Origin of the sequence: Streptomyces sp. NRRL F-4489, assembly GCF_001509485.1 — a bacterium.
Classification (GTDB): Bacteria; Actinomycetota; Actinomycetes; order Streptomycetales; family Streptomycetaceae; genus Streptomyces.
In genome coordinates this window covers 1-23,894 of record NZ_LLZI01000268.1, presented here as the reverse complement: position 1 = coordinate 23,894, position 23,894 = coordinate 1, and the positions used below count along the sequence as shown (strand labels likewise).

At 73.2% G+C, this 23,894-nt stretch carries 24 protein-coding genes; 16 read left to right on the top strand and 8 right to left on the bottom strand.

Going from position 1 to position 23,894, the window contains the following annotated elements; genetic code table 11:
* The first annotated feature begins 10 nt into the window (after positions 1-10).
* Positions 11-1,168, top strand: a complete 1,158-nt coding sequence (locus tag ADL22_RS28735; RefSeq protein ID WP_066986170.1) for an acetyl-CoA C-acetyltransferase — start codon at positions 11-13, stop codon at positions 1,166-1,168.
* A 126-nt stretch (positions 1,169-1,294) separates the two neighbouring features.
* Here the strand turns inward: ADL22_RS28735 and ADL22_RS28730 are convergent, their stop codons facing one another.
* From ADL22_RS28730 to ADL22_RS28710, 5 genes are all read right to left on the bottom strand, one after another.
* Positions 1,295-2,230, bottom strand: a complete 936-nt coding sequence (locus tag ADL22_RS28730) for a tyrosine-protein phosphatase (RefSeq protein ID WP_066986168.1) — start codon at positions 2,228-2,230, stop codon at positions 1,295-1,297.
* A 115-nt stretch (positions 2,231-2,345) separates the two neighbouring features.
* The gene (locus ADL22_RS28725) at positions 2,346-3,449 is read right to left on the bottom strand and encodes an NAD(P)H-dependent flavin oxidoreductase (RefSeq protein WP_066986166.1); all 1,104 of its coding nucleotides are present in this window, start codon (positions 3,447-3,449) and stop codon (positions 2,346-2,348) included.
* Positions 3,446-4,174, bottom strand: coding sequence for a CoA-transferase subunit beta (locus ADL22_RS28720; protein ID WP_066986163.1), 729 nt, complete (start codon positions 4,172-4,174; stop codon positions 3,446-3,448). The genes ADL22_RS28725 and ADL22_RS28720 overlap by 4 nt, the downstream gene beginning before the upstream one ends.
* On the bottom strand, positions 4,171-5,016 hold the full coding sequence (locus ADL22_RS28715; protein WP_066986160.1) for a CoA transferase subunit A: 846 nt from the start codon (positions 5,014-5,016) through the stop codon (positions 4,171-4,173). Before ADL22_RS28715 ends, ADL22_RS28720 begins: the two co-directional genes overlap by 4 nt.
* A complete protein-coding gene (locus ADL22_RS28710; protein ID WP_066986157.1) occupies positions 5,013-5,789 on the bottom strand; it encodes an enoyl-CoA hydratase family protein in 777 nt (258 codons plus the stop codon). The genes ADL22_RS28715 and ADL22_RS28710 overlap by 4 nt, the downstream gene beginning before the upstream one ends.
* A gap of 80 nt (positions 5,790-5,869) precedes the next feature.
* Here ADL22_RS28710 and ADL22_RS28705 point away from each other — a divergent pair, with 80 nt between their 5' ends.
* From ADL22_RS28705 to ADL22_RS28670, 8 genes are all read left to right on the top strand, one after another.
* Positions 5,870-6,661 carry an SDR family oxidoreductase gene (locus ADL22_RS28705; RefSeq protein WP_066986154.1) on the top strand — a complete coding sequence of 264 codons (792 nt, stop codon included), beginning with the start codon at positions 5,870-5,872 and terminating at the stop codon, positions 6,659-6,661.
* A gap of 70 nt (positions 6,662-6,731) precedes the next feature.
* Complete coding sequence (locus tag ADL22_RS28700) at positions 6,732-7,658, top strand: SDR family oxidoreductase (protein WP_066986151.1); 927 nt, start codon at positions 6,732-6,734, stop codon at positions 7,656-7,658.
* A 495-nt stretch (positions 7,659-8,153) separates the two neighbouring features.
* Complete coding sequence (locus ADL22_RS28695; RefSeq protein WP_066986148.1) at positions 8,154-8,936, top strand: 2-keto-4-pentenoate hydratase; 783 nt, start codon at positions 8,154-8,156, stop codon at positions 8,934-8,936.
* Between the two features lie 46 nt (positions 8,937-8,982).
* Entirely contained in the window at positions 8,983-9,891 is a 909-nt protein-coding gene (locus ADL22_RS28690) for an acetaldehyde dehydrogenase (acetylating) (RefSeq protein ID WP_066986145.1), read from the top strand.
* Positions 9,888-10,913: a 4-hydroxy-2-oxovalerate aldolase gene (gene dmpG, locus ADL22_RS28685; protein WP_066986142.1), complete on the top strand. Its 1,026-nt coding sequence runs from the start codon at positions 9,888-9,890 to the stop codon at positions 10,911-10,913. The genes ADL22_RS28690 and dmpG overlap by 4 nt, the downstream gene beginning before the upstream one ends.
* A 13-nt stretch (positions 10,914-10,926) precedes the next feature.
* Positions 10,927-12,063, top strand: a complete 1,137-nt coding sequence (locus ADL22_RS28680) for a Rieske 2Fe-2S domain-containing protein (RefSeq protein WP_066986139.1) — start codon at positions 10,927-10,929, stop codon at positions 12,061-12,063.
* A gap of 2 nt (positions 12,064-12,065) precedes the next feature.
* Complete coding sequence (locus ADL22_RS28675) at positions 12,066-12,338, top strand: hypothetical protein (protein WP_066986136.1); 273 nt, start codon at positions 12,066-12,068, stop codon at positions 12,336-12,338.
* Positions 12,331-13,353 (top strand): ferredoxin--NADP reductase, encoded by a 1,023-nt coding sequence (locus ADL22_RS28670; protein ID WP_066986133.1) that lies wholly within the window; start codon positions 12,331-12,333, stop codon positions 13,351-13,353. Before ADL22_RS28675 ends, ADL22_RS28670 begins: the two co-directional genes overlap by 8 nt.
* A 78-nt stretch (positions 13,354-13,431) precedes the next feature.
* Here ADL22_RS28670 and ADL22_RS28665 read toward each other — a convergent pair whose 3' ends face one another.
* Entirely contained in the window at positions 13,432-14,307 is an 876-nt protein-coding gene (locus ADL22_RS28665; protein WP_066986130.1) for an IclR family transcriptional regulator, read from the bottom strand.
* Between the two features lie 208 nt (positions 14,308-14,515).
* On the opposite strand from ADL22_RS28665, the gene hsaA reads away from it, so the two are divergent.
* From hsaA to ADL22_RS28630, 7 genes are all read left to right on the top strand, one after another.
* The gene (hsaA, locus tag ADL22_RS28660) at positions 14,516-15,691 is read left to right on the top strand and encodes a 3-hydroxy-9,10-secoandrosta-1,3,5(10)-triene-9,17-dione monooxygenase oxygenase subunit (RefSeq protein ID WP_107116424.1); all 1,176 of its coding nucleotides are present in this window, start codon (positions 14,516-14,518) and stop codon (positions 15,689-15,691) included.
* Entirely contained in the window at positions 15,688-16,551 is an 864-nt protein-coding gene (gene hsaD / locus ADL22_RS28655; RefSeq protein ID WP_066986128.1) for a 4,5:9,10-diseco-3-hydroxy-5,9,17-trioxoandrosta-1(10),2-diene-4-oate hydrolase, read from the top strand. Before hsaA ends, hsaD begins: the two co-directional genes overlap by 4 nt.
* A 25-nt stretch (positions 16,552-16,576) precedes the next feature.
* The gene (locus ADL22_RS28650; protein ID WP_066986125.1) at positions 16,577-17,473 is read left to right on the top strand and encodes a VOC family protein; all 897 of its coding nucleotides are present in this window, start codon (positions 16,577-16,579) and stop codon (positions 17,471-17,473) included.
* Complete coding sequence (locus ADL22_RS28645) at positions 17,461-17,946, top strand: flavin reductase family protein (RefSeq protein ID WP_066986122.1); 486 nt, start codon at positions 17,461-17,463, stop codon at positions 17,944-17,946. Before ADL22_RS28650 ends, ADL22_RS28645 begins: the two co-directional genes overlap by 13 nt.
* Positions 17,946-18,854, top strand: a complete 909-nt coding sequence (locus tag ADL22_RS28640; RefSeq protein WP_066986119.1) for a MaoC/PaaZ C-terminal domain-containing protein — start codon at positions 17,946-17,948, stop codon at positions 18,852-18,854. The genes ADL22_RS28645 and ADL22_RS28640 overlap by 1 nt, the downstream gene beginning before the upstream one ends.
* A gap of 37 nt (positions 18,855-18,891) precedes the next feature.
* On the top strand, positions 18,892-20,556 hold the full coding sequence (locus ADL22_RS28635) for an FAD-dependent oxidoreductase (protein ID WP_066986116.1): 1,665 nt from the start codon (positions 18,892-18,894) through the stop codon (positions 20,554-20,556).
* Positions 20,557-21,453: 897 nt separating this feature from the next.
* Positions 21,454-22,377, top strand: a complete 924-nt coding sequence (locus tag ADL22_RS28630; RefSeq protein ID WP_066986113.1) for a DMT family transporter — start codon at positions 21,454-21,456, stop codon at positions 22,375-22,377.
* Here ADL22_RS28630 and ADL22_RS28625 read toward each other — a convergent pair.
* Together ADL22_RS28625 and ADL22_RS28620 are read right to left on the bottom strand one after the other, a co-directional pair.
* Positions 22,374-23,411, bottom strand: a complete 1,038-nt coding sequence (locus tag ADL22_RS28625; protein WP_066986098.1) for a TolB-like translocation protein — start codon at positions 23,409-23,411, stop codon at positions 22,374-22,376. The two genes, ADL22_RS28630 and ADL22_RS28625, sit on opposite strands and share 4 nt — an antisense overlap.
* A partial coding sequence (locus ADL22_RS28620; RefSeq protein ID WP_159048736.1) for an MFS transporter occupies positions 23,408-23,894 on the bottom strand: 487 nt, incomplete at its 5' end. The genes ADL22_RS28625 and ADL22_RS28620, both read right to left, overlap by 4 nt.

Sequence of the window (23,894 nt, the reverse complement as noted above, 5' to 3'; positions counted from 1 at the left end):
GGAGTTCACCATGCCCGAGGCGTATCTCGTCGATGCCGTCCGCACCCCGGTGGGGAAGAAGGGCGGCGGGCTGGCCGCCGTCCATCCGGCCGACCTCGGCGCCCATGTGCTGTCCGCGCTGATGGAGCGCACCGGAATCGATCCGGCCGCCGTGGAGGACGTCGTCTTCGGCTGCCTGGACACGGTCGGGCCGCAGGCCGGGGACATCGCCCGGACCTGCTGGCTGGCCGCCGGGCTGCCGGAGGAGGTGCCCGGCGTCACCGTCGACCGGCAGTGCGGCTCCTCGCAGCAGGCCGTGCACTTCGCCGCCCAGGGAGTGCTGTCCGGCACCCAGGACCTGGTCGTGGCCGGCGGGGTGCAGAACATGTCGCAGATCCCGATCGCCTTCGCCAGCCGCCAGGCCGCCGAGCCGCTGGGCCTCACCCAGGGCCCGTACGCCGGGTCGGCGGGCTGGCGGGCCCGCTACGGCGACCAGCCGGTCAACCAGTTCCACGGCGCCGAGCTGATCGCCACCAAGTGGGACATCTCCCGGGAGCAGATGGAGGAGTTCGCGCTCCGCTCGCACCAGCGGGCGGTCCGGGCCGCCGACGAGGGCCGCTTCGACCGGGAGATCGTCGCGTACGGCGAGGTCACCGCCGACGAGGGCCCGCGCCGGAACACCTCGCTGGAGAAGATGGCGCAGCTGGCGCCCGTGGTCGAGGGCGGCCGGCTGACCGCCGCGGTCTCCTCGCAGGTCTCGGACGGCGCCGCCGCGCTGCTGCTGGCTTCCGAGCGGGCGGTGGCCGAGCACGGCCTGACCCCGCGGGCCCGGATCCACCACCTCTCGGTCCGCGGCGAGGACCCGATCCGGATGCTGTCCGCGCCGATCCCGGCCACCGCGTACGCGCTGAAGAAGACCGGGATGACGCTGGACGACATCGACCTGGTGGAGATCAACGAGGCGTTCGCGCCGGTGGTGCTGGCCTGGCTGAAGGAGACCGGCGCCGACCCGGAGCGGGTCAACGTCAACGGCGGCGCCATCGCGCTGGGCCATCCGCTGGGCGCGACCGGCGTCCGGCTGATGACCACGCTGCTGAACGAACTGGAGCGCACCGGCGGCCGGTTCGGGCTGCAGACCATGTGCGAGGGCGGCGGCCAGGCCAATGTGACGATCATCGAGCGGCTGTGACGGCGGCGGGGCGGTGAATCAGCGGAGACCGCCGGGGCGGTGCGGGCCGTCCCGGCGGTCTCCGTGCGTTCCGGCGGTCTCGTACGTCGTGGCGGTCTTATACGTCCTGGCGGGGCCGGGCGCCCCTCAGTGCAGCAGCCGGGCGCGGAGCCGGGCCAGGGTCGAGGTGTGCAGGCCGAGGCCGGCGCTGAGGTAGCGGGGGATGTCGCCGTAGTCCTGCCGCAGTTGGTCGAGGCCGGCGGCCAGATAGCCGGAGCGGACTTCTTGGAGCGGGATGAGCAGGTCGGTGTCCTGCATCAGCCCGGCCTGCTTGAGCTGGGCGCGTACGGCCGCGTCGGCGTCCCGGCGCAGGGTGTTGGTGAGCAGGTAGTCCTGTTCGGCGGTGGCGTGCGGGACGCCGAGCAGCCGCAGCAGGAGGTAGGTCAGCCAGCCGGTGCGGTCCTTGCCCGAGGTGCAGTGGAAGAGCAGCGGCAGCCGGTCCTGGTCCGCGAAGCGGGTGAGCATGGTGGCGAAGGCGGCGCGGTTGGCGGCACTGGTGACGAATGTCGGGTACACGTCACGCATAAGGGCCTCACCGCGGCCGTCGCCCAGTCTGCGCTGCTGCTCGACCGGGTCCTTGGTGGCGATGGCGGCCTGCATCGCGGCGAACAGCCCGGTGTCGTTGACCGGCAGCGAGGTCACCGCGAGCCCGGCGGGCAGCCGGTCCGCGCCGTCGAACGAGACCTCCGACGGCACCCGCATATCGATCACGGTACGCAGTCCGAGGCGGTGCAGGACGGTCAGGTCGTCGGGGGTCAGCTTGGGGAGCGAGTCGGAGCGGAACAGCCGTCCGTAGCGGACCGTCCGGCCGTGGTCGGTGCGGTAGCCGCCCAGGTCGCGGCAGTTGACCGCGCCGTGCAGGGGGACCCGGCGGGCGGGCGGCGGGGTGCTGCGCCGGGCGCGCGGGGTGGCGGCCGCGCCGGCGGCGTCGGCCGGTGCGCCGCAGCCGGCGGCGGCGAGGCCGCCGACGCCGAGGGCGGAGCCGAGGAGGAGGGTGGTGACGCGTCGTCGGGAGGGGAACACGCGGCAGCTCCTGGGGGGAGGGGGAGGGGAGAGCCCTGGGGAGGGCCCCGCTGAAGGGGCCCGGGGGAAGGGGCCCGGGCGCGGGCCGTGGGCCGGTCCGCGCCCGGGTGGCCGGTCAGCGGGGCAGGCCCGCCAGCGTGCGGTGCGCCTCGGTCATGATCCGGGCGACCAGTTCGGCACACGAGGGAAGGTCCTCGATCACCCCGGCGACCTGGCCGGAGGCCATCACGCCGAGGTCGGTGCGGCCGTCCACCATCGACGCCTTGAGCAGCATCGGGGTGTTGGCCGCCAGCAGCACCTGACTCCACGTCAGGTCCTTGCCGTGCTTCATCGCCAGTCCGTCGCGCACCATCCGCGACCAGCTCAGACCGGACAGCTTGCGGAACGACGCGGCGTGCCGCACCGCCCGCACCAGCGCGGACGCCCGCCCGGACCGCTCCAGCGTCCGGACCAGCTCACTGCGCAGCATCCGGTGCGGCAGCCCGTCCACCTTGGTGGTGACGGTGACGTCGGTGACCGCGGCGGCCAGATAGCGGTCCTGGACGGCCGGCGGCACGGTGCTGTCGGAGGTCAGCAGGAAGCGGGTGCCCATGGCGATCCCGGCGGCCCCGTAGGCGAGCGCGGCGACCAGGCCGCGGCCGTCGAAGAAGCCGCCCGCGGCGATCACCGGGATGTCCACCGCGTCCACGACCTGCGGGAGCAGCACCGTGGTGGCCACGCTCCCGGTGTGCCCGCCGCCCTCGCCGCCCTGGACGACGACCGCGTCCGCGCCCCAGGCCGCGACCTTCTCGGCGTGCCGCCGGGCCCCGATGGACGGGATCACCACCACCCCGGCGTCCTTGAGCCGGGCGATCAGCTCCCGGGAAGGCGCCAGCGCGAACGAGGCGACCCGGACGCCCTCCTCGATGATGATCCGCACCCGGTCCGCCGCGTCGCCCGCGTCGGCCCGCAGATTGACGCCGAACGGCTGGTCCGTACGGGACTTGACCTCGCGGACCGCCGACCGCAGCTGGCCGGGCGTCATGGTCGCCGAGGCGAGGATGCCCAGCGCGCCCGCCTCGGCGGTGGCGGAGACCAGCCGGGGGCCGGCCACCCAGCCCATCCCGGTCTGCACGATCGGGTACCGGACGCCGGTCAGCTCGGTCAGCGGGGTGGCGAGAGCCGGGACGGCGCCGGTGTCCGGGTCGCTTCCGGTGGCCGGTGCGGCCTCCCGGCTCATGCCGGCACCTCGCGGTCGCGCAGCCCCCGCGGGTCCAGCACCTCGCGGATCAGCCGCAGCTCCTCCTCGGACGGCTCCCGGGTGTACGGGATCTCGTCCGGGAGGGCGAGCGCGAAGCCGGTGGCGTCCCGCACCTCCGCGACGGTGACGCCGGGGTGCAGCGAGGCCAGGCGCATGCGGTGGTCGGGGGTGGCGAAGTCGAACACACCGAGGTTGCTGACGACGCGGGGGATGCGGTGGTAGCGGGTGGCGGACGGCCCGGCGGCCGCCGCCCGGTCGTAGCCCACCCCGCAGACCATGTCGACCTTCTCCACGAACACCCGCGGCGAATGCCGGGGGACCCAGTAACTCGTCGGATTGTTCAGGGTGTTGACCGGCGCTCCGCGCACGCCGAGGAGCTGCCGGGCGGGCCGCTCCCAGTCACCGATGCAGGAGATGTTCTGGTTGCCGTAGCGGTCGAGCTGACTGGCGCCCATCATCACGTGCCGCCGCCCGCCGGTGACCATGGTCAGGTGCTGGCGGTACGGCAGCCAGCCCTCGGGCCGGCCGTCCGCGTCGACGAGCATCGCCTCGCCGTCGGTCAGCAGCAGGTCGGGGGCGAAGGTGCGCCGGGCGAGCCGGGCGCCCAGACCCGGCACGATGCCCATCGGGCTGGCCAGTACCTCCCCGTCGCCGCGCCAGGCGTCGGCGCAGGCGATCACGCAGTATTCGGCGCGGCTGGTCATCGCGTCTCCTCGTGCCAGGTCTGGACGGCCTGCTGGTAGCTCTTCTCGTCGCCGCGCAGGAACCGCTCGGCGAACTTTGGCCAGGGCGTGCCCGCGTAGAGCTTCTGGAACGCCTCGTCGCGGTCGTAGTCCGGTACGCAGGAGGTGAAGTGCGCGCCGTTGGGCGTCTCCACGACACCGGTGACGGCATGCCGTTTGACCAGCAGCGTCTGCGGGGGCGCGCCGTCGAAGCCGCCCGCGTCCACGAGCCGTTCGCAGGAGACGTACGCGGTGTCCGCCGCCTCGCAGAACAGGTCGTCGAAGTACGGGTCCGGGCCGAGGTACTGGCCGTTGCCGAGCCGGTCGGCGCGGTTGACGTGGACCAGCGCCGCGTCCATCCGCAGCGCCGGCATCGCCACCAGCGTCTCCCCGTCCTCGTACGGCGACGTCACCGTCTTCAGCTCGGGGTTGACCCGCATCACGTCCGAGCCGAGGCCGGCCCGGACCGGCAGGAACGGCAGCCGGTTGGCGGCGGCGTGCAGCCCCCACATGAACATCGCCTCGTCGATCTCCATGAGGCCGAACGCGCCGGACTCGCGGGCCGCGCGGAAGTGCGGCTCCAGCGGGATCGAGTCCAGCGTGGCGAACGCGGTGACCAGCTTGCGGATCTTCCCGGCGGCGGCCAGCAGGCCCACGTCGGGACCGCCGTAGGAGATCACCGTCAGGTCGGTGACGTCGGAGCGGAGCAGCGCGCGGACCAGGGCCATCGGCTTGCGGCGCGAGCCCCAGCCGCCGATGCCCAGGGTCATGCCGCTGTGCAGCCGCGCCACGACGTCCTCGGGGGTCATGGTCTTGTCGGTCACGGTCGATCCGGTCCTTCCGTGTGCCCGGCGCCGCCGAAGGTGTCACGCACCCGGTCGGCGACGCCGCTGAGGTTGGCCTCGAAGGTGAAGCCCTGCTCGAAGCGGTAGCTGCGGCGGACGTCCACCGGGTCGATGCCGTTGATGGCGGCCTTGGCGAGCCGGAGCAGATAGCCGTCCTTGCGGGCGATCTCCCGGGCCAGTTCCAGGGCCGCGTCGTGCAGTCCGGCGCGCGGGACGACCCGCCAGACCGAGCCGTGCGCGTGGAGCTCCTGCGCGGTGGCGGTCCGGGAGGTGTAGTACAGCGCGCGCATCAGGTGCTGCGGGACGAGCCGGGCCAGGTGGGTGGCGGCGCCCAGCGCGCCGCGGTCCAGCTCCGGCAGCCCGAACGTGGCGTCGTCGCTGGCCACGATGGCGTCGGCGTTGCCGACCAGGCCGATGCCGCCGCCCAGGCAGAAGCCCTGCACCGCGGCGACCACCGGCACCTCGCACTCGTAGACCGCGGCGAACGCCTCGGCGCAGCCGCGGTTGGCGCCGATCAGCGCCCCGTGGCCGCCCGCGGCGGTGTCCCGCTGCATCTCCTTGATGTCGACGCCGGCGTTGAAGCCGCGGCCCGCGGCGGCCAGTACGACGCAGCGCACGGCGGGGTCGCGGCCGGCGGCCCGTACCGCGTCGGCGAGGTCGTACCAGCCCTGTACGGGCAGCGCGTTGACCGGGGGGAAGTCCGCGGTGACGACCGCGACGCCCTGGTCGGGTGCGGAGGTGGAGACACCCATGAGCAGATCAGCTACCTTTCCACCAAGCGTTTGTTAGGTAGCGAAGTTAGCAGCGGATCGCCCGCCGCGGGAGGTACCAGTTGTCCCTGATCCTCGATCTCACCGGACAGGTCGCCGTCGTCACCGGCGGCACCCGGGGCGTCGGCGCCGGCATCGCCCGCGCCTTCCTCCGGGCCGGCGCGGAGGTCATCGTCTGCGCCCGGCGGCCCCCCGACGAACCGGTCGCCGAGGTCGGCCGCACCGCCCGCTTCCACCCCGTCGACCTGCGAGAACCGGCCGCGGTGCGGGAGTTCTTCGCCCGCGTCGCCACCGACCACGGGCGGCTGGACTGCCTGGTCAACAACGCCGGCGGCACGCCCTACCGGCTGCTCGGCGAGAGCGCCGCCGAGCGCCACGCCCGGGTCGTCGAGCTCAATCTCACCGCCCCGATGACCGCCTCGCTCGCCGCGTACGAGGTGATGCGCGGCCAGCCGCAGGGCGGTTCGGTCATCATGATCGGCAGCGTCAGCGGCACCCGGCCCTCGCCCGGCACCGCCGCCTACGGCGCCGCCAAGGCCGGGCTGGAGAACCTCGCCCGCTCCATGGCCGTCGAATGGGCGCCCCTGGTCCGCGTCAACACCCTCGTCCTGGGGATGGTCCGCACCGAGCTGTCGGCGCTGCACTACGGGGACGAGGCGGGGGTCGCGGCGGTCGGCGCGACCGTGCCGCTCGGGCGGCTCGCGGAGCCGGCGGAGATCGGCGACGCGTGCGTGTTCCTCGCGTCGGGGCGGGCCGGGTACGTCAGCGGGGCCAGTCTGCTGGTCCACGGGGGTGGGGAGCGGCCGGCGTTTCTGGAGGCCGCGACCGTCAATCGCGTTGAAAACGTCAAGTGAGCCTGAAACGCCAATTGCGTCGAAATCGTCAGTCGCGTTGAAACCATCAGTCACACTGAGGAGTCCTGATATGACCGGAATATGCGCTGGACGCGTCGCCGTCGTCACCGGGGCCGGCCGCGGGCTGGGCCGCGCCCACGCCCTCGCCCTGGCCGCCGAAGGGGCCGCCGTCGTCGTCAACGACCTCGGGGTCGCGGCCGATGGCGCCGGGGCCTCGGCCGGGCCCGCCCAGCAGGTCGTCGAGGAGATCCGCGCCCGCGGCGGGCGGGCCACCGCGCACACCGGCGACATCACCACCGAGGAGGGCGCCGCCTCGCTCGTCGCCACCGCCCTGGACGCGTTCGGCCGGCTGGACGCCCTGGTCAACAACGCCGGGTTCCTGCGCGACCGGATGCTGGTCAACCTCGCCGAGGACGACTGGGACGCGGTGATGCGGGTCCATCTCAAGGGGCACTTCCTGCCGCTGAAGCATGCCGCGGCGCACTGGCGCGCCGAGGCCAAGGCCGGGCGGACGCCGGACGCCCGGGTCGTCAACACCAGCTCCGGCGCCGGGCTGCTGGGCAGCGTCGGGCAGGGCAACTACTCCGCCGCCAAGGCCGGCATCCTCGGGCTGACGCTTGTCGCCGCGGCCGAGATGGGGCGTTACGGCGTGCAGGTCAACGCGATCGCGCCGGCGGCCCGTACGCGGATGACGGAGCAGACGTTCGCCGACACGATGGCCGCGCCGGAGGACGGTGAGTTCGACGCGATGGCGCCGGAGAACGTTTCGCCGCTGGTGGTGTGGCTGGCCTCCGGTGACAGTGCCGGGGTCACCGGGCGGGTCTTCGAGGCGGAGGGGGGCCGCATCACGGTGATGGAGGGGTGGCGGCCCGGGCCGACGGCCGACAAGGGGGCCCGGTGGGCCCCGGATGAGGTGGGTGGGGTGGCCCGGAAGCTGCTGGCGGAGTCGGCGGTGCCGGGGCCGGTGTACGGGGCCGGTTCGCTGCGCTTGGCCTGACTCCCACGTTGTCGGCTTTCCCGCCGGTTCGCTGCGCTTGGCTGGCTTCCCACGTTGTCGGCTGTCCCGTCGTGGTTGTTTTTGCGCCTGCGGCGCTGGAGCCGCTGCGCGGGGCCGGTTCGCTGCGCTTGGCCTGACTCCCACGCTGTCGGCTTTCCCGCCGTGGGTGGTTTTTTGCGCCTGCGGCGCTGGAGCCGCTGCGCGGGGCTTTTGGGGTGCGGTGACGGGCCGGAGGGGGTGGTGTGCCGGACTGCTTCGCTTTACGTCCGGCACACCACCCCCTCCGGCCCGTCCCCTCCCGTGGGTGGGTGATGTTCGGTGGGTGGGGGTGCTGTGGGTGGGTTGGTGCGGGTTGGTGGGGGAGGGGTTGGTGTTTCGGATCGGAATAGGTTGGTGGGGGGGAATTCCCGCTGAGCGGGAACGCGCGCTCCCCGTGCGTTCGTCGTCGCGCTTAGCCTCCGGGCACAGACCTACCCCCGGCCCGCGGAGGACCCCATGCTCACGGACCACCAACGGCACCTCGCGGCACGGCGGTTGCGTGACGCGGAGCGCGCCGGCCGGCCCGTTGACCCGCTCACCGAGACGTTCGGCGGGATGGACGCCGAGGACGCGTACGAGATCCAGCTGATCAACATCCGGGAGCGGCAACGGGCGGGCGCCACCGTCACCGGCCACAAGGTCGGACTGTCCTCACCGGTCATGCAGCGGATGATGGGCGTCGACGAGCCCGACTACGGCCATCTGCTGGACGATATGGAGCTGCACTCCGGCACCGCTGTTTCCCTTGCCCGCTACTGCGCCCCGCGCATCGAGGTCGAGGTCGGCTTCGTGCTCGGCGACGATCTGCCCGGCGAGGGGTGCGCGGTGGCCGATGTGCTGGCGGCGACCGAACGTGTGGTGCCGGCTCTTGAGTTGATCGACAGCCGGATTTCTGACTGGCGGATCACGTTGCCGGATACGGTCGCGGACAACGCCTCGTCCGCCGGGTATGTGATCGGTGAGGGGCGTGATCCGGGTGAGCTGGATCTCAAGGCCATTGATGCCGTGTTGCGGTGCGGCGATGAGCTGATCGCCGAGGGGCGCAGTGACGCCGTGCTCGGGGATCCGGCGGTCGCCGTTGCCTGGCTCGCCCGGACCGTGGCCCGTTTCGGGGTGCCTCTGAAGAAGGGGCATCTGGTGCTGCCCGGTTCCTGCACCCGCGCCGTGGACGTCGCCCCCGGTGCGACCTTCACCGCTGACTTCTCCGGGCTCGGCCCGGTCTCGCTCTCGTTCATCTGAGGACGCGCCCTCGGGCCCCCTCAGCCCTCCTTCACCCGAGGTGATGATGACCCGCACGACCAAGGCCACCGCGGCCATCGTCGGTTCCGGCAACATCGGCACCGACCTGCTCTACAAACTCCGGCGCTCGGAGCTGATCGAACCCCGCTGGATGATCGGCGTCGATCCGGAGAGCGAAGGACTGGCCCGGGCGCGCCGCGCCGGGATCGAGGCCAGTCACGAGGGCGTGGACTGGCTGCTCGCCCAGGACGAGACGCCGGATCTGGTCTTCGAGGCCACCTCCGCCGGCGTCCACCGCGCCAACGCCCCCCGCTACGCCGAACGCGGCATCAAGGCCATCGACCTCACCCCGGCCGCCGTGGGCCCCGCCGTCGTCCCGCCGGCCAACCTCAGCGCGCACCGGGACGCCGGCAACGTCAACATGATCACGTGCGGGGGGCAGGCCACCATCCCGATGGTGTACGCCGTCTCGCGGGTGGTGCCCGTTCCGTACGCGGAGATCGTCGCGTCGGTGGCCTCGGTGTCGGCCGGGCCGGGGACGCGGGCCAATATCGATGAGTTCACCCGTACCACCGCGCGGGGCATCGAGGAGATCGGCGGCGCCGGGCGCGGTAAGGCGATCATCATCCTCAACCCGGCCGAACCGCCGGTCATCATGCGCGACACGGTCTTCTGCTCGATCCCCGAGGACGCCGACCGGGACGCCATCGCGCAGTCCGTCAAGGAGGTCGCCGAGCAGGTCGCCACCTATGTGCCCGGCTACCGGCTGCGCTCCGAGCCGCAGTTCGACGACCCGTCGGTGGTCAACGGCGGGATGGCCCGGGTCGCCGTCTTCCTGGAGGTCGAGGGCGCGGGCGACTTCCTCCCGCCGTACGCCGGGAACCTCGACATCATGACCGCCGCCGCCACCAAGGTCGGCGAGGAGTTCGCGAAGGGCATGGGCATCCAGGCATGAAGAGCTACTCCGACACCCTCGACATCCGCGTCACCGACTCCTCGCTGCGGGACGGTTCGCACGCGAAGCGGCATCAGTTCACGGTGGAGCAGGTGCGATCCGTGGTGGGGGCGCTGGATGATGCCGGCGTGCCTGTCATCGAGGTGACGCACGGTGACGGGCTGGGCGGGTCGTCGTTCACGTATGGGTTCTCGAAGACTCCGGAGCAGGAACTGATCAAGGCCGCGGTGGAGACCGCGCGGCGGGCGAAGATCGCGTTTCTGATGCTGCCGGGGCTCGGGGTGAAGGACGACATCCGGGCCGCGCACGGCAACGGCGCGACCGTCTGCCGGATCGCCACCCACTGCACCGAGGCGGATATCGCCGTCCAGCACTTCGGGCTGGCGCGGGAGATGGGGCTGGAGACCGTCGGCTTTCTGATGATGGCGCACTCCACCACTCCGGAGGCGCTGGCCAGGCAGGGGCGGATCATGGCCGATGCCGGCTGCCAGTGCGTCTATGTGGTGGATTCGGCCGGTGCGATGGTGATGGATGATGTCACCGCGCGGGTTCAGGCGCTGGTCGCGGAGTTGGGTGACGACGCCCAGGTGGGGTTCCACGGGCACGAGAATCTGGCGTTGGGGACCGGGAATTCGATTGCTGCCATTCAGGCCGGTGCGCGGCAGATCGACGGGTCCACCCGGCGGCTGGGTGCGGGGGCCGGCAACACCGCGGTGGAGGCGCTGGTCGCGGTCTGCGCCAAGATGGGGATCCGTACCGGTATCGACGTTCTGAAGATCATCGACGCGGCGGAGGACGTGGTCCGCCCGGTCATGGACGGCGAGTGCCAACTCGACCGGCTCGCCCTCCTGATGGGCCACGCCGGGGTCTACTCCAGCTTCCTCAAGCACGCCTTCCGGCAGGGCGAGCGCTACGGCGTCCCCGCCGCCCAGATCCTGCTCCGCGCGGGCGAACGCCGCCTCGTCGGCGGCCAGGAGGACCAGCTCATCGACATCGCCGTAGAACTCGCGGCGCAGAAGTAGCAGGGAGAGAACGATGACCGCACTCAACGAAGAGGCCCGTGTCATCGAGGCGGCCGCGCCGCCCACCCGGTTCGCCCGGGGCTGGCACTGCCTGGGGCTCGCGGACACCTTCAAGGACGGCCGGCCGCACGAGATCGAGGCGTTCGGCACCAAACTCGTGGTCTTCCAGGGCGAGGAGGACCGCGCGCTGCACGTCCTGAACGCCTACTGTCCGCACATGGGCGGCAACCTCGCGCGCGGCAGCGTCAAGGGCGACACCGTCGCCTGTCCGTTCCATGACTGGCGCTGGTCCGGCAACGGCCGCTGCGCCGGTATCCCGTACGCCCGCCGGGTCCCGCCGCGCGCCCGCACCCGTGCCTGGACGACCCTGGAGCGCAACCAGCAGCTCTACGTCTGGCACGACCCCGAGGGCAATCCGCCGCCGCCCGAGGTGACCATCCCCGAGATCGAGGGCGCCGGGCACCCCGACTGGTCCGCCTGGTCCTGGAACACCCTGCGGGTGGAGAACTCCAACTGCCGGGAGATCGTCGACAACGTCGTCGACATGGCGCACTTCTACTACATCCACTACTCCTTCCCGACGTACTTCAAGAACGTCTTCGAGGGGCATATCGCCACCCAGTACATGGAGTCCTCGCCGCGCGAGGACATCGACATCAGCACGCCTTCCTCGGTCGGCGACCTGCGATCCGACGCCTCGTACTTCGGTCCCTCGTACATGATCGACAAGCTGTGGACCGATGTCGGCGCCGGCGTCGAGATGGAGTCCGTGCTCATCAACTGCCACTACCCCGTCGACGCCAACAGCTTCGTGCTGATGTACGGCGCGATCATCAAGAAGCTGCCCGGCATGTCCGACGAGGAGGCCGCCGAGGCCGCCCGCCTCGCGTCCGAGGGCCTGAAGGTGGGCTTCGAGCAGGACGTGGAGATCTGGCAGAACAAGACCCGCATCGACAACCCGCTGCTCACCGAGGAGGACGGGCCGGTCTACCAGCTCCGCCGCTGGTACGAGCAGTTCTACGTCGATGCCGCCGACGTCAAGGACGAGATGGTGCGCCGCTTCGAATTCGAGATCGACACCGAACGGGCCAACACGGCCTGGCGCGCGGAGGTCGCCGGCAACCTCGCCCGCCGCGCGGCCGGGGCCTGACCGTGCGGCCCGTAACCTGCCGGACCTGCGGCAACGAGGTCCTGTGCGAGAAGTACAGCCCCGCCCACACCCAGGTGCAGTGGACCGGCGACGCCGCCGAGGTCTGCCCCCGGATCGGGGAGCGGGTCGCGGCCGGGGAGCCCAGCGCCCGGGTCCGCTCCTGCGAGGCGCTGCGGGAGAGCATCGCCCGCGCGGTGGCCGACGGCACCCTGGTGATAGCCGACAAGGACGGCAATCCCGTACCGGGCACGGCGCCGGCGGTGGCCGATGCCTGAGCCGCGCACCCACCGGCTGCGGATCGCCGAGGTGGTTGAGGAGACGGCGGACGCCCGGTCGCTGGTCTTCGATGCCGAGCATCAACTTCCTTACGCGCCAGGGCAGTTCCTCACGTTCAAGCTGCCGGGGCGGGACGGGGGAGTGGCGGCGCGCTGCTACTCGCTCGCCAGCTCGCCGGACACCGGGGAGCCGATGAAGGTCACCGTCAAACGGGTCCCGGGCGGGCACGGTTCCAACTGGCTGTGCGACCACGCCCGGCCCGGTGCCGAGCTGGAGGTGCTGGCGCCGGCCGGCACCTTCACCCCGGCCGGTCTGGACACCGATCTGCTGCTGATCGCCGGCGGCAGCGGCATCACGCCGGTGATGTCGGTGCTGAAGTCCGCGCTCACCCGGGGCACCGCCCGGGTCGTCCTGCTCTACGCCAACCGCGCCGAGTCCGCCGTGATCTTCCGCGGCGAACTGCGGGAACTGGCCGAGGACTTCCCGGACCGGCTGCTCGTCCTGCACTGGCTGGAGAGCCTCCAGGGGCTGCCCGACCCGGCCCGGCTGGCCGCCGTGCTCGCCCCGTACGCCGGGCACGAGGCGTATCTGTGCGGGCCGGGGCCGCTGATGGACGCCGTGGAACTGGCCCTGCGGAGCCTGGGCGCGCCCCGCGAACGGGTGCACCGGGAGCGGTTCTTCTCGCTCAGCGGGGCGGCGGCGTTCGAGGGGACCGGTCCGGCGGATGACGCGGGCGCCGACGGTGCCACCGCGCGGGTGGAGCTCGACGGCACCGTCCACGAGGTCCGCTGGCCGGCCGGCACTCCGCTGCTGGACGCGCTGCTGGCCGCCGGGGTCGATGCCCCGTACTCCTGCCGGGAAGGTGCCTGCGCCGCCTGCACCTGCCGGGTGGTCAGCGGCGAGGTGACGATGGACCGCAACGAGGTGCTGGACGCGGCCGATCTCGCCGAGGGGTACGTCCTGGCGTGCCAGGCGCGGGCGGTCGGCGGTGAGGTGGAGATCAGCTACAGCTGAGGGTCGGTGACAGCTGAGGGGCGGGGGTCGCTACGGGCGGCCCCCGCTCCGCCGTTCGTCCGGGTAACCCCGACCGCCTCACACCCACTCGCTGTCGCGCAGCCAGGCCAGGGTGTTGGCCATCGCCGCCGGGGACAGCACCGGGCCCGGATGGGGTGCCTCGGCGGGGCGGTGCGGGCGGGTGGTGCGCCGGCCCGGGCCGAACAGGGCGCGCCATACCGTGCGGGCGCAGTCCGCGACCGCCGGGGCCAGCCGGTCCAGGTCGCGGTGCGCGCCGTTCCCGGAGAGCGAGACCGCGCCGATCGCCCGGCCCGCCCCGCGCAGCGGCGCCGCCACGCAGGACACCCCCCGGTACGCCTCCTCGTGGTCGTAGGCCACCCCGCGCGACCGCGCCGCCGCCAGTTCGCTGCGCAGCACCTCGGGCCGGCAGATGGTGCGCGGGGTGCGGGGCCGCAGACCGCGCCGCACCACCTGCTCCACCACCGCGTCGTCGCCGAACGCCAGGATCGCCTTCCCGGACGCGGTGCAGTACGCCGGCTGCCGGCCGCCCACCCGCGTGGGCACCGCGGTGTCCGCCGCCCCGCCGATCCGCGCCACGTGCACCACCTCGGCGCCGTCCAGCACCGCCAGGTGCACCAGATGGCCGGTGGCCTCGTGCAGCTCGTGCAGATGCGGCAGGGCCGCGCGGCGCAGCCGGTGGTGGTGCGCGGCGAGCGCGCCCAGCTCCAGGACGCCCATGCCCAGGCGGTAGCCGCGGCCCTCCCGCTCCAGCCAGCGCAGCCCGAGCAGCTGCTCCAGGATGCGGTGCGCCGAGGAGCGCGGGACGCCCGAGCGCCGCACCACCTCGGTCAGGGTCAGCCGGGCGTCGGTACTGCTGAACGCGTTCATCACCCGCGCGGCCTTCTCCAGCAGCGACAGCGGCGGACAGTCACCTCCGGCGGACTGCTCCGGCATCGGCACACCTCCCACAGGAACGGCGAAACCCCAGGTCCGGGCCTGCATGGCGGCCGGGTGCCGGGCTTTCGCGGGTTGCCGGGAACGTTGCCAGCCCTCCCGCTGAGTGGGAAGAGGGTATTTCGTTTCGGAATAGTAAAGCGTAGGTTCCTGCCACCCCTGCCGCGGGACGGCGCGGCAGGGGCCCTACCTCACGAACCGAGAGGGGATGCGCATGCGCGACGACGACGTACTCGCAGCGGTCCGCGAACTGGCACCCACCCTGCGCGAACGCGCCGCCGAGGCGGAAAGCCTGCGCCGGGTGCCCGACGCCTCCATCAAGGACCTCGCCGAAACCGGCTTCTTCCAGCTCCTCCAGCCACGCGCCTACGGCGGACTCGCCGCCGACCCGCTGGTCTTCTACCGCGCGGTCCGGGAGATCGCCCAGGCGTGCGGCTCCACCGGATGGGTCGCCTCCGTCGTCGGCGTGCACCCCTGGCACGTCGCGCTCTACGACCGCCGGGCCCAGGACGAGGTCTGGGGCGAGAACCCGCACACCCGGATCAGCTCCTCCTACGCCCCCACCAGCCAGGTCACCGCGGTGCCCGGCGGCTTCCGGATCTCCGGCCGCTGGCACTTCTCCTCCGGCTGCGACCACACCGACTGGGCGCTGCTCGGCGGCCTGGTCACCGACGACGGCGGCAAGCCCGTCGAGGTCTACACCTTCCTCGTCCCGCGCGCCGACTACCGCATCATCGACGTCTGGGACACCGTCGGCCTGCGCGGCACCGGCAGCAACGACATCGTCGCCGACGACGTCTTCGTCCCCGAGCACCGCGCCCTCGGCTTCGGCCCGGTCAGCGCCCGGGACTGTCCCGGCCACCGCACCAACCCCGAACCCCTCTACCGCCTCCCCTACGCCGCGGTCTTCACCACCACCATCTCCACCCCCATCGTCGGCATCGCCCAGGGCGCCCACGACGGCTATGTCGCCGCCACCCGCGAACGCTTCCGGGTCTCCTACGGCCAGAAGGTCGCCGACGACCCCTTCGCGCACGTCCGGATCGCCCGCGCGGCCAGCGACATCGACGCCGCCTGGCTCCAGCTCACCCGCAACATCGGCGATATGTACGAGCGGGTGGTACGCGGCGAGGACCTGCCGATGACCCTGCGCACCCGCGCCCGCCGCGACCAGGTGCTGGCCACCGAACGCGCGGTGGCCGCCGTGGACCTGCTGATGGAGAACGCCGGCGGCAGCGCCATGCGCACCGGCCCCAACCCCGTCCAGCGCGCCTGGCGCGACGTCCACACCGGCCGCGGCCACGCCGCCAACGACCCCGAACGGGCACTGTCCCTCTACGGACAGGGCGCCCTCGGCCTCGACATCCAGGACACGATGCTGTGAGCACCCCGGACGACCTCACCTACGAGAAGACCTCCAAGACCGCCACCGCCGGCGGCCTCACCCTCCACTACAACGAGGCCGGCGACCCCGCCGCGCCCGCCGTGATCATGCTGCACGGCGGCGGCCCCGGCGCCTCCGGCTGGTCCAACTTCGGCCGCAACCTGCCGGTCTTCGCCGAGCACTTCCGCACCCTGCTCGTCGACCAGCCCTGCTACGGCGCCTCCGACAAACCCGAGCCCACCAAGGACTTCTTCTCCTTCGCCGCCGACGCCGTCGCCGCCCTCATGGACGAACTCGGCCTGGAGAAAGCCCACTTCATCGGCAACTCGCTCGGCGGCGGCACCGCCACCCGCATGGCGCTGAACCACCCCGGCAAGGTGGCCAAGCTCCTGCTGATGGGCCCCGGCGGCATCTCCGTCAACCTCTTCGCCCCCGACCCCACCGAAGGCATCAAGAAGCTCTTCGCCTTCAACGGCACCACCGAACCCACCCGCGCCATGATGCGCGACTTCCTCACCACCCTCGCCTACGACCCGGCCCTGGTCACCGACGAGTTCGTCGAGGAGCGCTACTCCCGGGCCATCGACCCCGAGGCCAAGCTCGGCAACGACCGGATGGCCGCCTCGTTCGCCAAGTGGCCGGCCGACACCATGCTCTGGCGCGAGGCCCACCGCATCACCCACCCCACCCTGCTCACCTGGGGCCGGGAGGACCGCGTCAACCCGCTCGACGGCGCCCTCGTCGCCCTCAAGACCATCCCCGACGCCCGGCTGCACGTCTTCCCGCACTGCGGCCACTGGGCGCAGACCGAGCGGTTCGACGAGTTCAACCGCCTCGCCCTCGACTTCTTCCGGCACTGACGCCACACCATCGAAAGGCACGTCCATGGACATCCGTTCGCTGGGCTATCTGCGCATCGAGACCGCCCGCCTCGCCGAGTGGCGCCGCTACGCCCTCGACCTCCTCGGCATGGTGGAGGCCGAGGGCAGCACCGACGAGGTGCTGCACGTCCGGATCGACGACCGGATCCGCCGCCTCTCCTTCGAGACCGGTGAACAGGACCGGCTGCTCGCGGCCGGCTTCGAGGTGGCCGGCGCCGCCGCGCTCGCCGAGGCCGCCGCCGAACTGGAGGCCGCCGGCGTCACCGTCAAGCACGCCGACGACGCCACCCTCGCCGACCGCCGCGTCCAGGGTCTGATCCACTGCGCCGACCCGGCCGGCAACCCCCTGGAGATCTACTGGGGCCAGGCCCAGGACCACACCCCGCTCGGCACCCCCTACGGCAACCGCTTCGTCACCGGCGACCACCTCGGCCTCGGCCACGTCGTCCTGCCCGCCCCCGACATGGCCGCCGCCCTCACCTTCTACGAGGACCTGCTCGGCTTCCAGCTCCGCGACCGGATGAAACTCCCCCCGGCCGCCGTCCCGACCGGCGAACCCGGCCGCGACCACTACTGGATGAACTTCCTCAGCCCCAACCCCCGCCATCACAGCCTCGGCCTCTACCCCGGCGCCCTGCCGCCCGGCATCGTCCACTTCATGGTCGAACTGGAAACCCTGAACGACGTCGGCTTCTGCCTGGACCGCATGCGCCAGGCCGGCGTCCCCATCGCCTCCTCCCTCGGCCGCCACACCAACGACCACATGGTCTCCTTCTACGCCCAGGCGCCCGGCGGCTTCCAGGTCGAGTACGGCTGGGACGGCCTGATCGTGGACCCCGCCACCTGGGTCACCAAGGAAATCACCGCCGACAGCTTCTGGGGCCACCAGTGGAACGGCTGATCGAACCCGGCGCGTTCCGCGACGTCCTCGGCCGCTTCGCCAGCGGTATCACCATGGTCGCCGCGCTCGGCCCGGACGGCCAACCGGCCGGCCTGGCCTGCCAGTCCTTCGCCTCGCTCTCCCTCGACCCGCCGCTGATCCTGCTCTGCGTCGGCAAGGGCTCCACCAGCTGGCCGAAGATCGCCGCCGCCGGGCACTTCGCGGTCAGCATCCTCGCCGAGGAGCACCGGGACGCGTGCGCCGCGCTCGCCGCGCCCGGCACCGACAAGTTCGCCGCCCTGCCCTGGAGCGCCACCCCGCACGGCACCGTCCACCTCGACGGCGCGCTGGCCACCGTCGACTGCGCCCTGGAAGCCGTCCACGAGGCCGGCGACCACCTCCTCGTCACCGGCCGGGTCCTCGACCTCACCGCCCGCGAGGACGGCACCCCGCTGCTGTACTTCCGCGGCGGCTACGCGACGGGAGCCTTCTGATGGGCGACCCCGTACTGAGCCAGGACGCCGCACCGCCGATCGACGCGGCCCGCGTCATCGCCGCGCCCCCGGTCCGCACCGAGGTCACCTGGGACGACCGCGACGTCCGGCTCTACCACCTCGCGCTCGGCGCCGGCGTCCCCGAGACCGACGACCGCGAACTGGCCTACGTCTACGAACGGCACACCCGCGGCCTGGCCGTGCTGCCCACCTTCGGCACCGTCGCCGGCGGCACCGGCGGTATCGGCTTCCAGGTCTTCGACCTGCCCGGCGTCCGCGTCGACCTGGCGCGGGCGCTGCACGGCGGCCAGGAGATCACCGTGCACCGCCCGCTGCCCGCCGCCGCCCGCGCCACCGCCGTCACCCGCGTCCCGGCCGTGTACGACAAGGGCCGGGCCGCCGTCATCATCCAGGAGTCCACCCTCCTCGACGAGGACGAACAGCCGCTGCTGACCCAGCGCAACCACATCTTCGTGCACGGCGCCGGCGGCTTCGGCGGCGACCGCGGCCCCGCCGACCCCACCCCCGTCCCCGACCGGGCCCCCGACCACGTCTTCGACCTCCCCACCCTGCGCCAGCAGGCCCTGCTCTACCGGCTGACCGGCGACTGGAACCCGCTGCACGCCGACCCCGCCACCGCCCGCGCGGCCGGCTACGACCGCCCCATCCTGCACGGCCTGTGCACCTTCGGCATGGCCGTCAAGGCCGTCACCGACCGGCTGCTGCGCTCCGACCCCGGCCGCGTCACCGGCTGCCGCACCCGCTTCGCCGGCGTCTTCTTCCCCGGCGAGACCCTGCGGCTGCACGTATGGGACCACCCCGGCGGCAACGGCTACCTGCTCCGCGCCACCGCCCCGGACCGCGACGACGCGATCGTCCTCAGCCACGCCGCGGTCACCGTCCGCTGACCGACCGCCGACCTTTCACCGCACCAACGGAGCTGCCATGAAAGACAGTTGGGACCACACCTACGACGTCGTGATCGCCGGATCCGGCGCGGCCGGCTTCGCCGCCGCGCTCACCGCCCGGCTGCGCGGCCTGCGCCCCCTCATCATCGAGAAGACCGACCGCTACGGCGGCTCCACCGCCCTGTCCGGCGGCGCGATCTGGGTCCCCACCAACTTCCACCTCGACGCGGCCGGCCTCGGCGACACCCCCGAGAAGGCCCGCGCCTACCTCGACGCCACCGTCGGCGACCGCGTCCCCGACGCCCTCAAGGACGCCTACCTCACCCACGGGCCGCGTATGGTGCGGGAGTTCCACGACCGCACCGCCGTCCGCTTCGTCTACACCCCCGGCTACTCCGACTACTTCCCCGAGCGCCTCGGCGGCTACCCGCAGGGCCGGTCCATCGAACCCGCCGTCTTCGACTTCACCTCCCTCACCCCCGAACAGCGCGGCACCATGCGCCGGGCCGGTCTGCCCACCTACGGCCTGACCATCACCAGCTACGACTTCCGCTACCTCAACATGGTGGCCCGCACCTGGGCCGGTCGCCGCGCCTCCGTCAAGGTCGGCCTGCGCGCCGCCAAGGCCCTGGCCACCGGCGCGAAACCGCTCTCCCTCGGCGAGGCCCTGATCGCCCGGATGCGGTACTCGCTCGCCGCGCTCGGCGGGGACCTGTGGCTGTCGACACCGCTCACCGGCCTGGTCGAGGAGAACGGCCGGATCACCGGCGTCCACGCCCGCCGCCACGGCCGCGACGTCACCATCCGCGCCACCGGCGGCGTGATCCTCGCCTCCGGCGGCTTCTCCCACAACCAGGAGCTGCGCGAGAAGCACCTGCCCGCCCCCACCTCCGCCGCCTGGTCCTCCGCCTCCGAGGGCCAGACCGGCGACGCCCTCCAGCTCGGCATCGAGGCCGGCGCCGCCACCGACCTGCTGGACAAGGTCTGGGGCGCCCCCTCCGTCTGCCCGCCCGGCGAACGCCCCTTCTTCCTCGTCGCCGACCGCGGCATCCCCGGCATGGTCATCGTCAACCAGGCCGGCGACCGCTACGCCAACGAGGCCGCGCCGTACCACGAGTTCGTCGACGCGATGTACGCCGCGCACACGGAGGAGGCGTCCACCGTCCCGTCCTGGCTCATCCTCGACGCGCGCGCCAAGGCCCGCTACCTCTTCCTGGGCCTCTTCCCCGGCCAGCCGTTCCCCCGCAAATGGCTCGACAGCGGCTTCGTCAAGAAGGCCGGCTCGGTCGCCGCCCTCGCCGAGACCACCGGCATCCCGGCCGATCGCCTCGCGGCCACCCTCGACCGCTTCAACGGGTTCGCGTGCGCGGGCCGGGACGACGACTTCCGCCGCGGCGAGAGCGTCTACGACCGCTACTACGGGGACCCCACGCTCCCCAATCCCAACCTCGCCCCCCTCACGAAGCCGCCGTTCTACGCGATCCCCGTCCATCCCGGGGACATCGGGACCAAGGGGGGCCTGGTCATCGACGCGGACGCGCGCGTTCTGCGGCCGGATGGGACGCCGCTCGACGGTCTGTACGCCGCCGGTAACGTCTCGGCGGCGGTCATGGGCGCGACGTATCCCGGGCCGGGGGCGACGATTGGGCCCGCGATGACCTTCGCATGGGCGGCGGTTGACGCCATTTCGCGGCGTCGTTGATCCCCACGTTGCTGGCTGCCCCGCCGCGGGGGGCGTTTCGTTTGCGCCTTGCGGCGCTGGTCGGCAGCGGTGCCGGGCCTGCGGGGTGGGGGTGTGCCGGACTGCTTCGCTTTACGTCCGGCACACCCCCACCCCGCAGACCCGTCCCCTCCCGACGGGGGTCAATTCACCTGTCCGTTGGGGCCGAACACGGTGGGCCGGTGCGGCTCGTCACTGGTTGCCGGGCGCTCACCCTCAACGAGACGAGCCGCACCGACCCACTTACGCCAGCCCCCACCGGCCTGGAAACTCACCCACCGGCGGGAGGTGGCGGGTCTTCGGGGGTGGTGTGTCGGACGTAAAGCGACAGCAGTCCGACACACCACCCCCGAAGACCCGTCACCGCACCCCGAAAGCCCCGCGCAGCGGAATACAAGCAATGCGCCGCAGGCGCACAGGAAAGCCCCCCACGGCGGGAAAGCCAACAACGTGGTCACCCGGCCAAGCGCAGCGAACCGGCCCCGCGCAGCGGAATCGAAGCCCGCGCCGCAGGCGCACACGAAACGCAACCCGCGGCGGGAAAGCCGACAACGTGGGACGACGGCCACCCAGGGGCAACCGTGCGGAAGGCCGGCGAAGCCACCGTGCAGCCGGTGGTGGCGACCGCGGCGGTCAGGACAACGGCGGCGAGGAGCGGAGCGGAACGGCACACGCCCCCACCGTGCGGGCCCGGAGGCCAGGCGCCAAGCGGCGCGCCGGGGTGTCACGCGGATGAACGACAGGGGGAACCCTCGCGCGCGCGTGCCGGGCGGCCCGCCCGGGCTGCGGTTAGCGTCGGGGCGACCGTGGCGTCGGGACGACGGTGGCGGCGGGGTGACCGTGGGCGCCGGGGCGCCGGGTAAGGAAAGAGGTGGGCGCGTGGCCACATGGGCGGCCGTCGTCTCCGCGCTGCTGGCGGCGGCCTGCAACGCACTGTCCGTCGTGCTCCAGCGCCGCGCGGCCCGTACCGTGCCGGTCTCGGCGCGGCTCAGGCTCGGGCTGATCGCCGATCTGCTGCACCGCGCGGTATGGCTGGTCGGCATGCTCATGGTGCTGCCGGCCGCCTGCTTGCAGGCGCTCGCGCTGTCGTTCGGCGCGCTCTCCGTCGTGCAGCCGCTCTTCGTGATGGAGCTGCCGCTGGCGCTGCTGCTCGGGCGGATGCTGCTGGGCGGGCTGCCCCGGCGGGTGTCCCGGCGCGGCTGGGCGGGGGTGGCGCTGCTGGTCGTCGGGCTGGGCACGGCGCTCGCGGCGGCGGCGCCCGGCGCGGGGCGGGACCACGCGGCGCTCGGCAGCTGGGTGCCGGCGCTGGTGGTGTGCGCCGCGGTGATGGCCGTCAGCGTCGGCGCGGGGCTGCGGCGCGGGGCCGGCAGCGTGCGGGCCGCCCTGTTCGGGGCGGGCACCGCGGTCGCGTACGCGCTGACCGCGGCGCTGCTGAAGGACGCCACGCATGCCTGGAAGCAGGGCGGGGCGGGCGGGTTCTTCACGGCCTGGCAGAGCTACGGGTTCGTGGTGGCCGGGATGGTGGCGCTGTTCCTGATGGAGAACGCCATGCAGTCCGGGCCGCTGACCGCCTCGCAGCCGGTGCTGACCCTGGGGGACGCGCTGGTCAGCCTGTCCCTGGGGGTGACGCTGTTCGATGAGCGGGTGCGGGCCGGCTGGTGGCTGGTCCCGGAGGCGCTGGGCTGCGGGCTGGTCCTGTGGGGCGCGGTGCTGCTCTCGCAGGTGTCGCTGGCGCGTGATCTGGCGGTGGGGGAGGTGGGGGAGCGGCTGCCGCGCGGCGGGCGGAGCCGGCGGCGGGGCTAGGGGTGCGCCGCGGGCTCGATGTACGCGGGGGCGACCGCGGACGGCATGAGGCGGCGGGGGGTGCCGGTGCCGTCGGCGGGGACGGTCCACAGGTCGGAGCCGTAGTCGCCGGGGAGGGCGTAGACGAGGGTGTGGGCGGAGGACCAGAGGGCCTGGTCGTCGATGGTGCGGTGTTCGGCGGTGGGGGTCTCGTGGCCGGTGGCGAGGTCGAGGACGTAGAGGCGCCAGGGGGCGTCGGGGGAGGCGCCGGGGACTCGTTTCTTGTAGGCGACGCGGGTGCGGTCGGGGGAGAGGGAGGGGCATTCGACGTTGGTGTGCAGGGTGGTCAGGGTGCGGGCGGCGCGGTCGCCGCGGACGAGGTAGGTGCGGCCGCCGGTCGCCAGGGTGGCGTAGAAGCGGGTGTCGTCGGCGAAGGTGACGCCCCAGACGTTGGTGTCGGCGGCGTGGTACGGGCGGCCGTCCTTGGTGACGGCGTAGTCCTCCAGGTTGTCGTCGAGGGCCCAGGTGCGGGTGTCGGCGATCGCGGTGCGGGTGGAGAAGGCGGTGCCGGCGTACGAGTCGCCGCTGACGAAGACGGTCCAGGCGACGGTGCGGCCGGAGGGGGAGACCCGGGCCCGGGTGGGGATGCCGGGGGCCGGGAAGCGGTGCCGGACGCGGAGGCGGGAGTCGAGGACCAGCGCGCGGTAGGTGTCGGTGAGCGCGCCGCGTTCGGCCTGGAGGCAGATGCCGGTGCCGGCCGCGGCGTGGAAGCGCAGGCAGTGCAGGCCGGAGGCGGTGCGGGGGCCGGTGGGGCGGTCGGCGGGGACGGCGGTGATCTCGTCGCGGTGCGGGCCCCAGGCGAGGTTGCGGACCAGCAACTGCCGGTCGCTGGTGGGCTGGAGGGAGACCGGACCGGGGTGGACGGGTGGGCCGCCGGCCTGCTGGTGGTCGCGGTCGGCGGAGCGGCCGGCGGCCCGCAGGACCGCCGCGGTGCCTACGGCGGCCAGCACGGCGACCGCGAGCAGGAGCACGGCCAGGCGGGTGCGGCGGGTCATCGGGGTCCTTCCTGGGGGCGGTCGGCGGTGCGGAGCAGACGGGTGGCGGTCAGGGCGGCGGCCGCCAGCGCCACGGCGGCCACCGCCAGCGCGGTCCGCCCGTCCCACAGGGTCCAGGCCGCCCCGAACACCAGGGAGCACACGAAGCGGGCCAGTGCCTGGCCGGTGCCCACCAGGGCCTGTCCGGCGCCCTGCCGCTCGGGCGGCACCACCCCGGCGGTGGCGGCGGCCAGTACGCCGTCGGTGGCGGCGTAGAACGCGCCGTGCAGGACGAGCACCGCGAGGACGACGGGCAGCCCGCGCGCGGGCGCGAGGACCAGCCCGTACGCCAGGAGCAGCGCGGCGTGCCCGGCGAGGAAGAGCCGGCCGCGGCCAACCCGGTCGGCGAGGGCGCCCAGCGGCACCGCGAGCAGCAGGAAGACCGCCGCGGTGCCCAGCGGCAGCAGCGGGAACAGCGCGGCGGGGACGCCCAGTTCGCGCTGG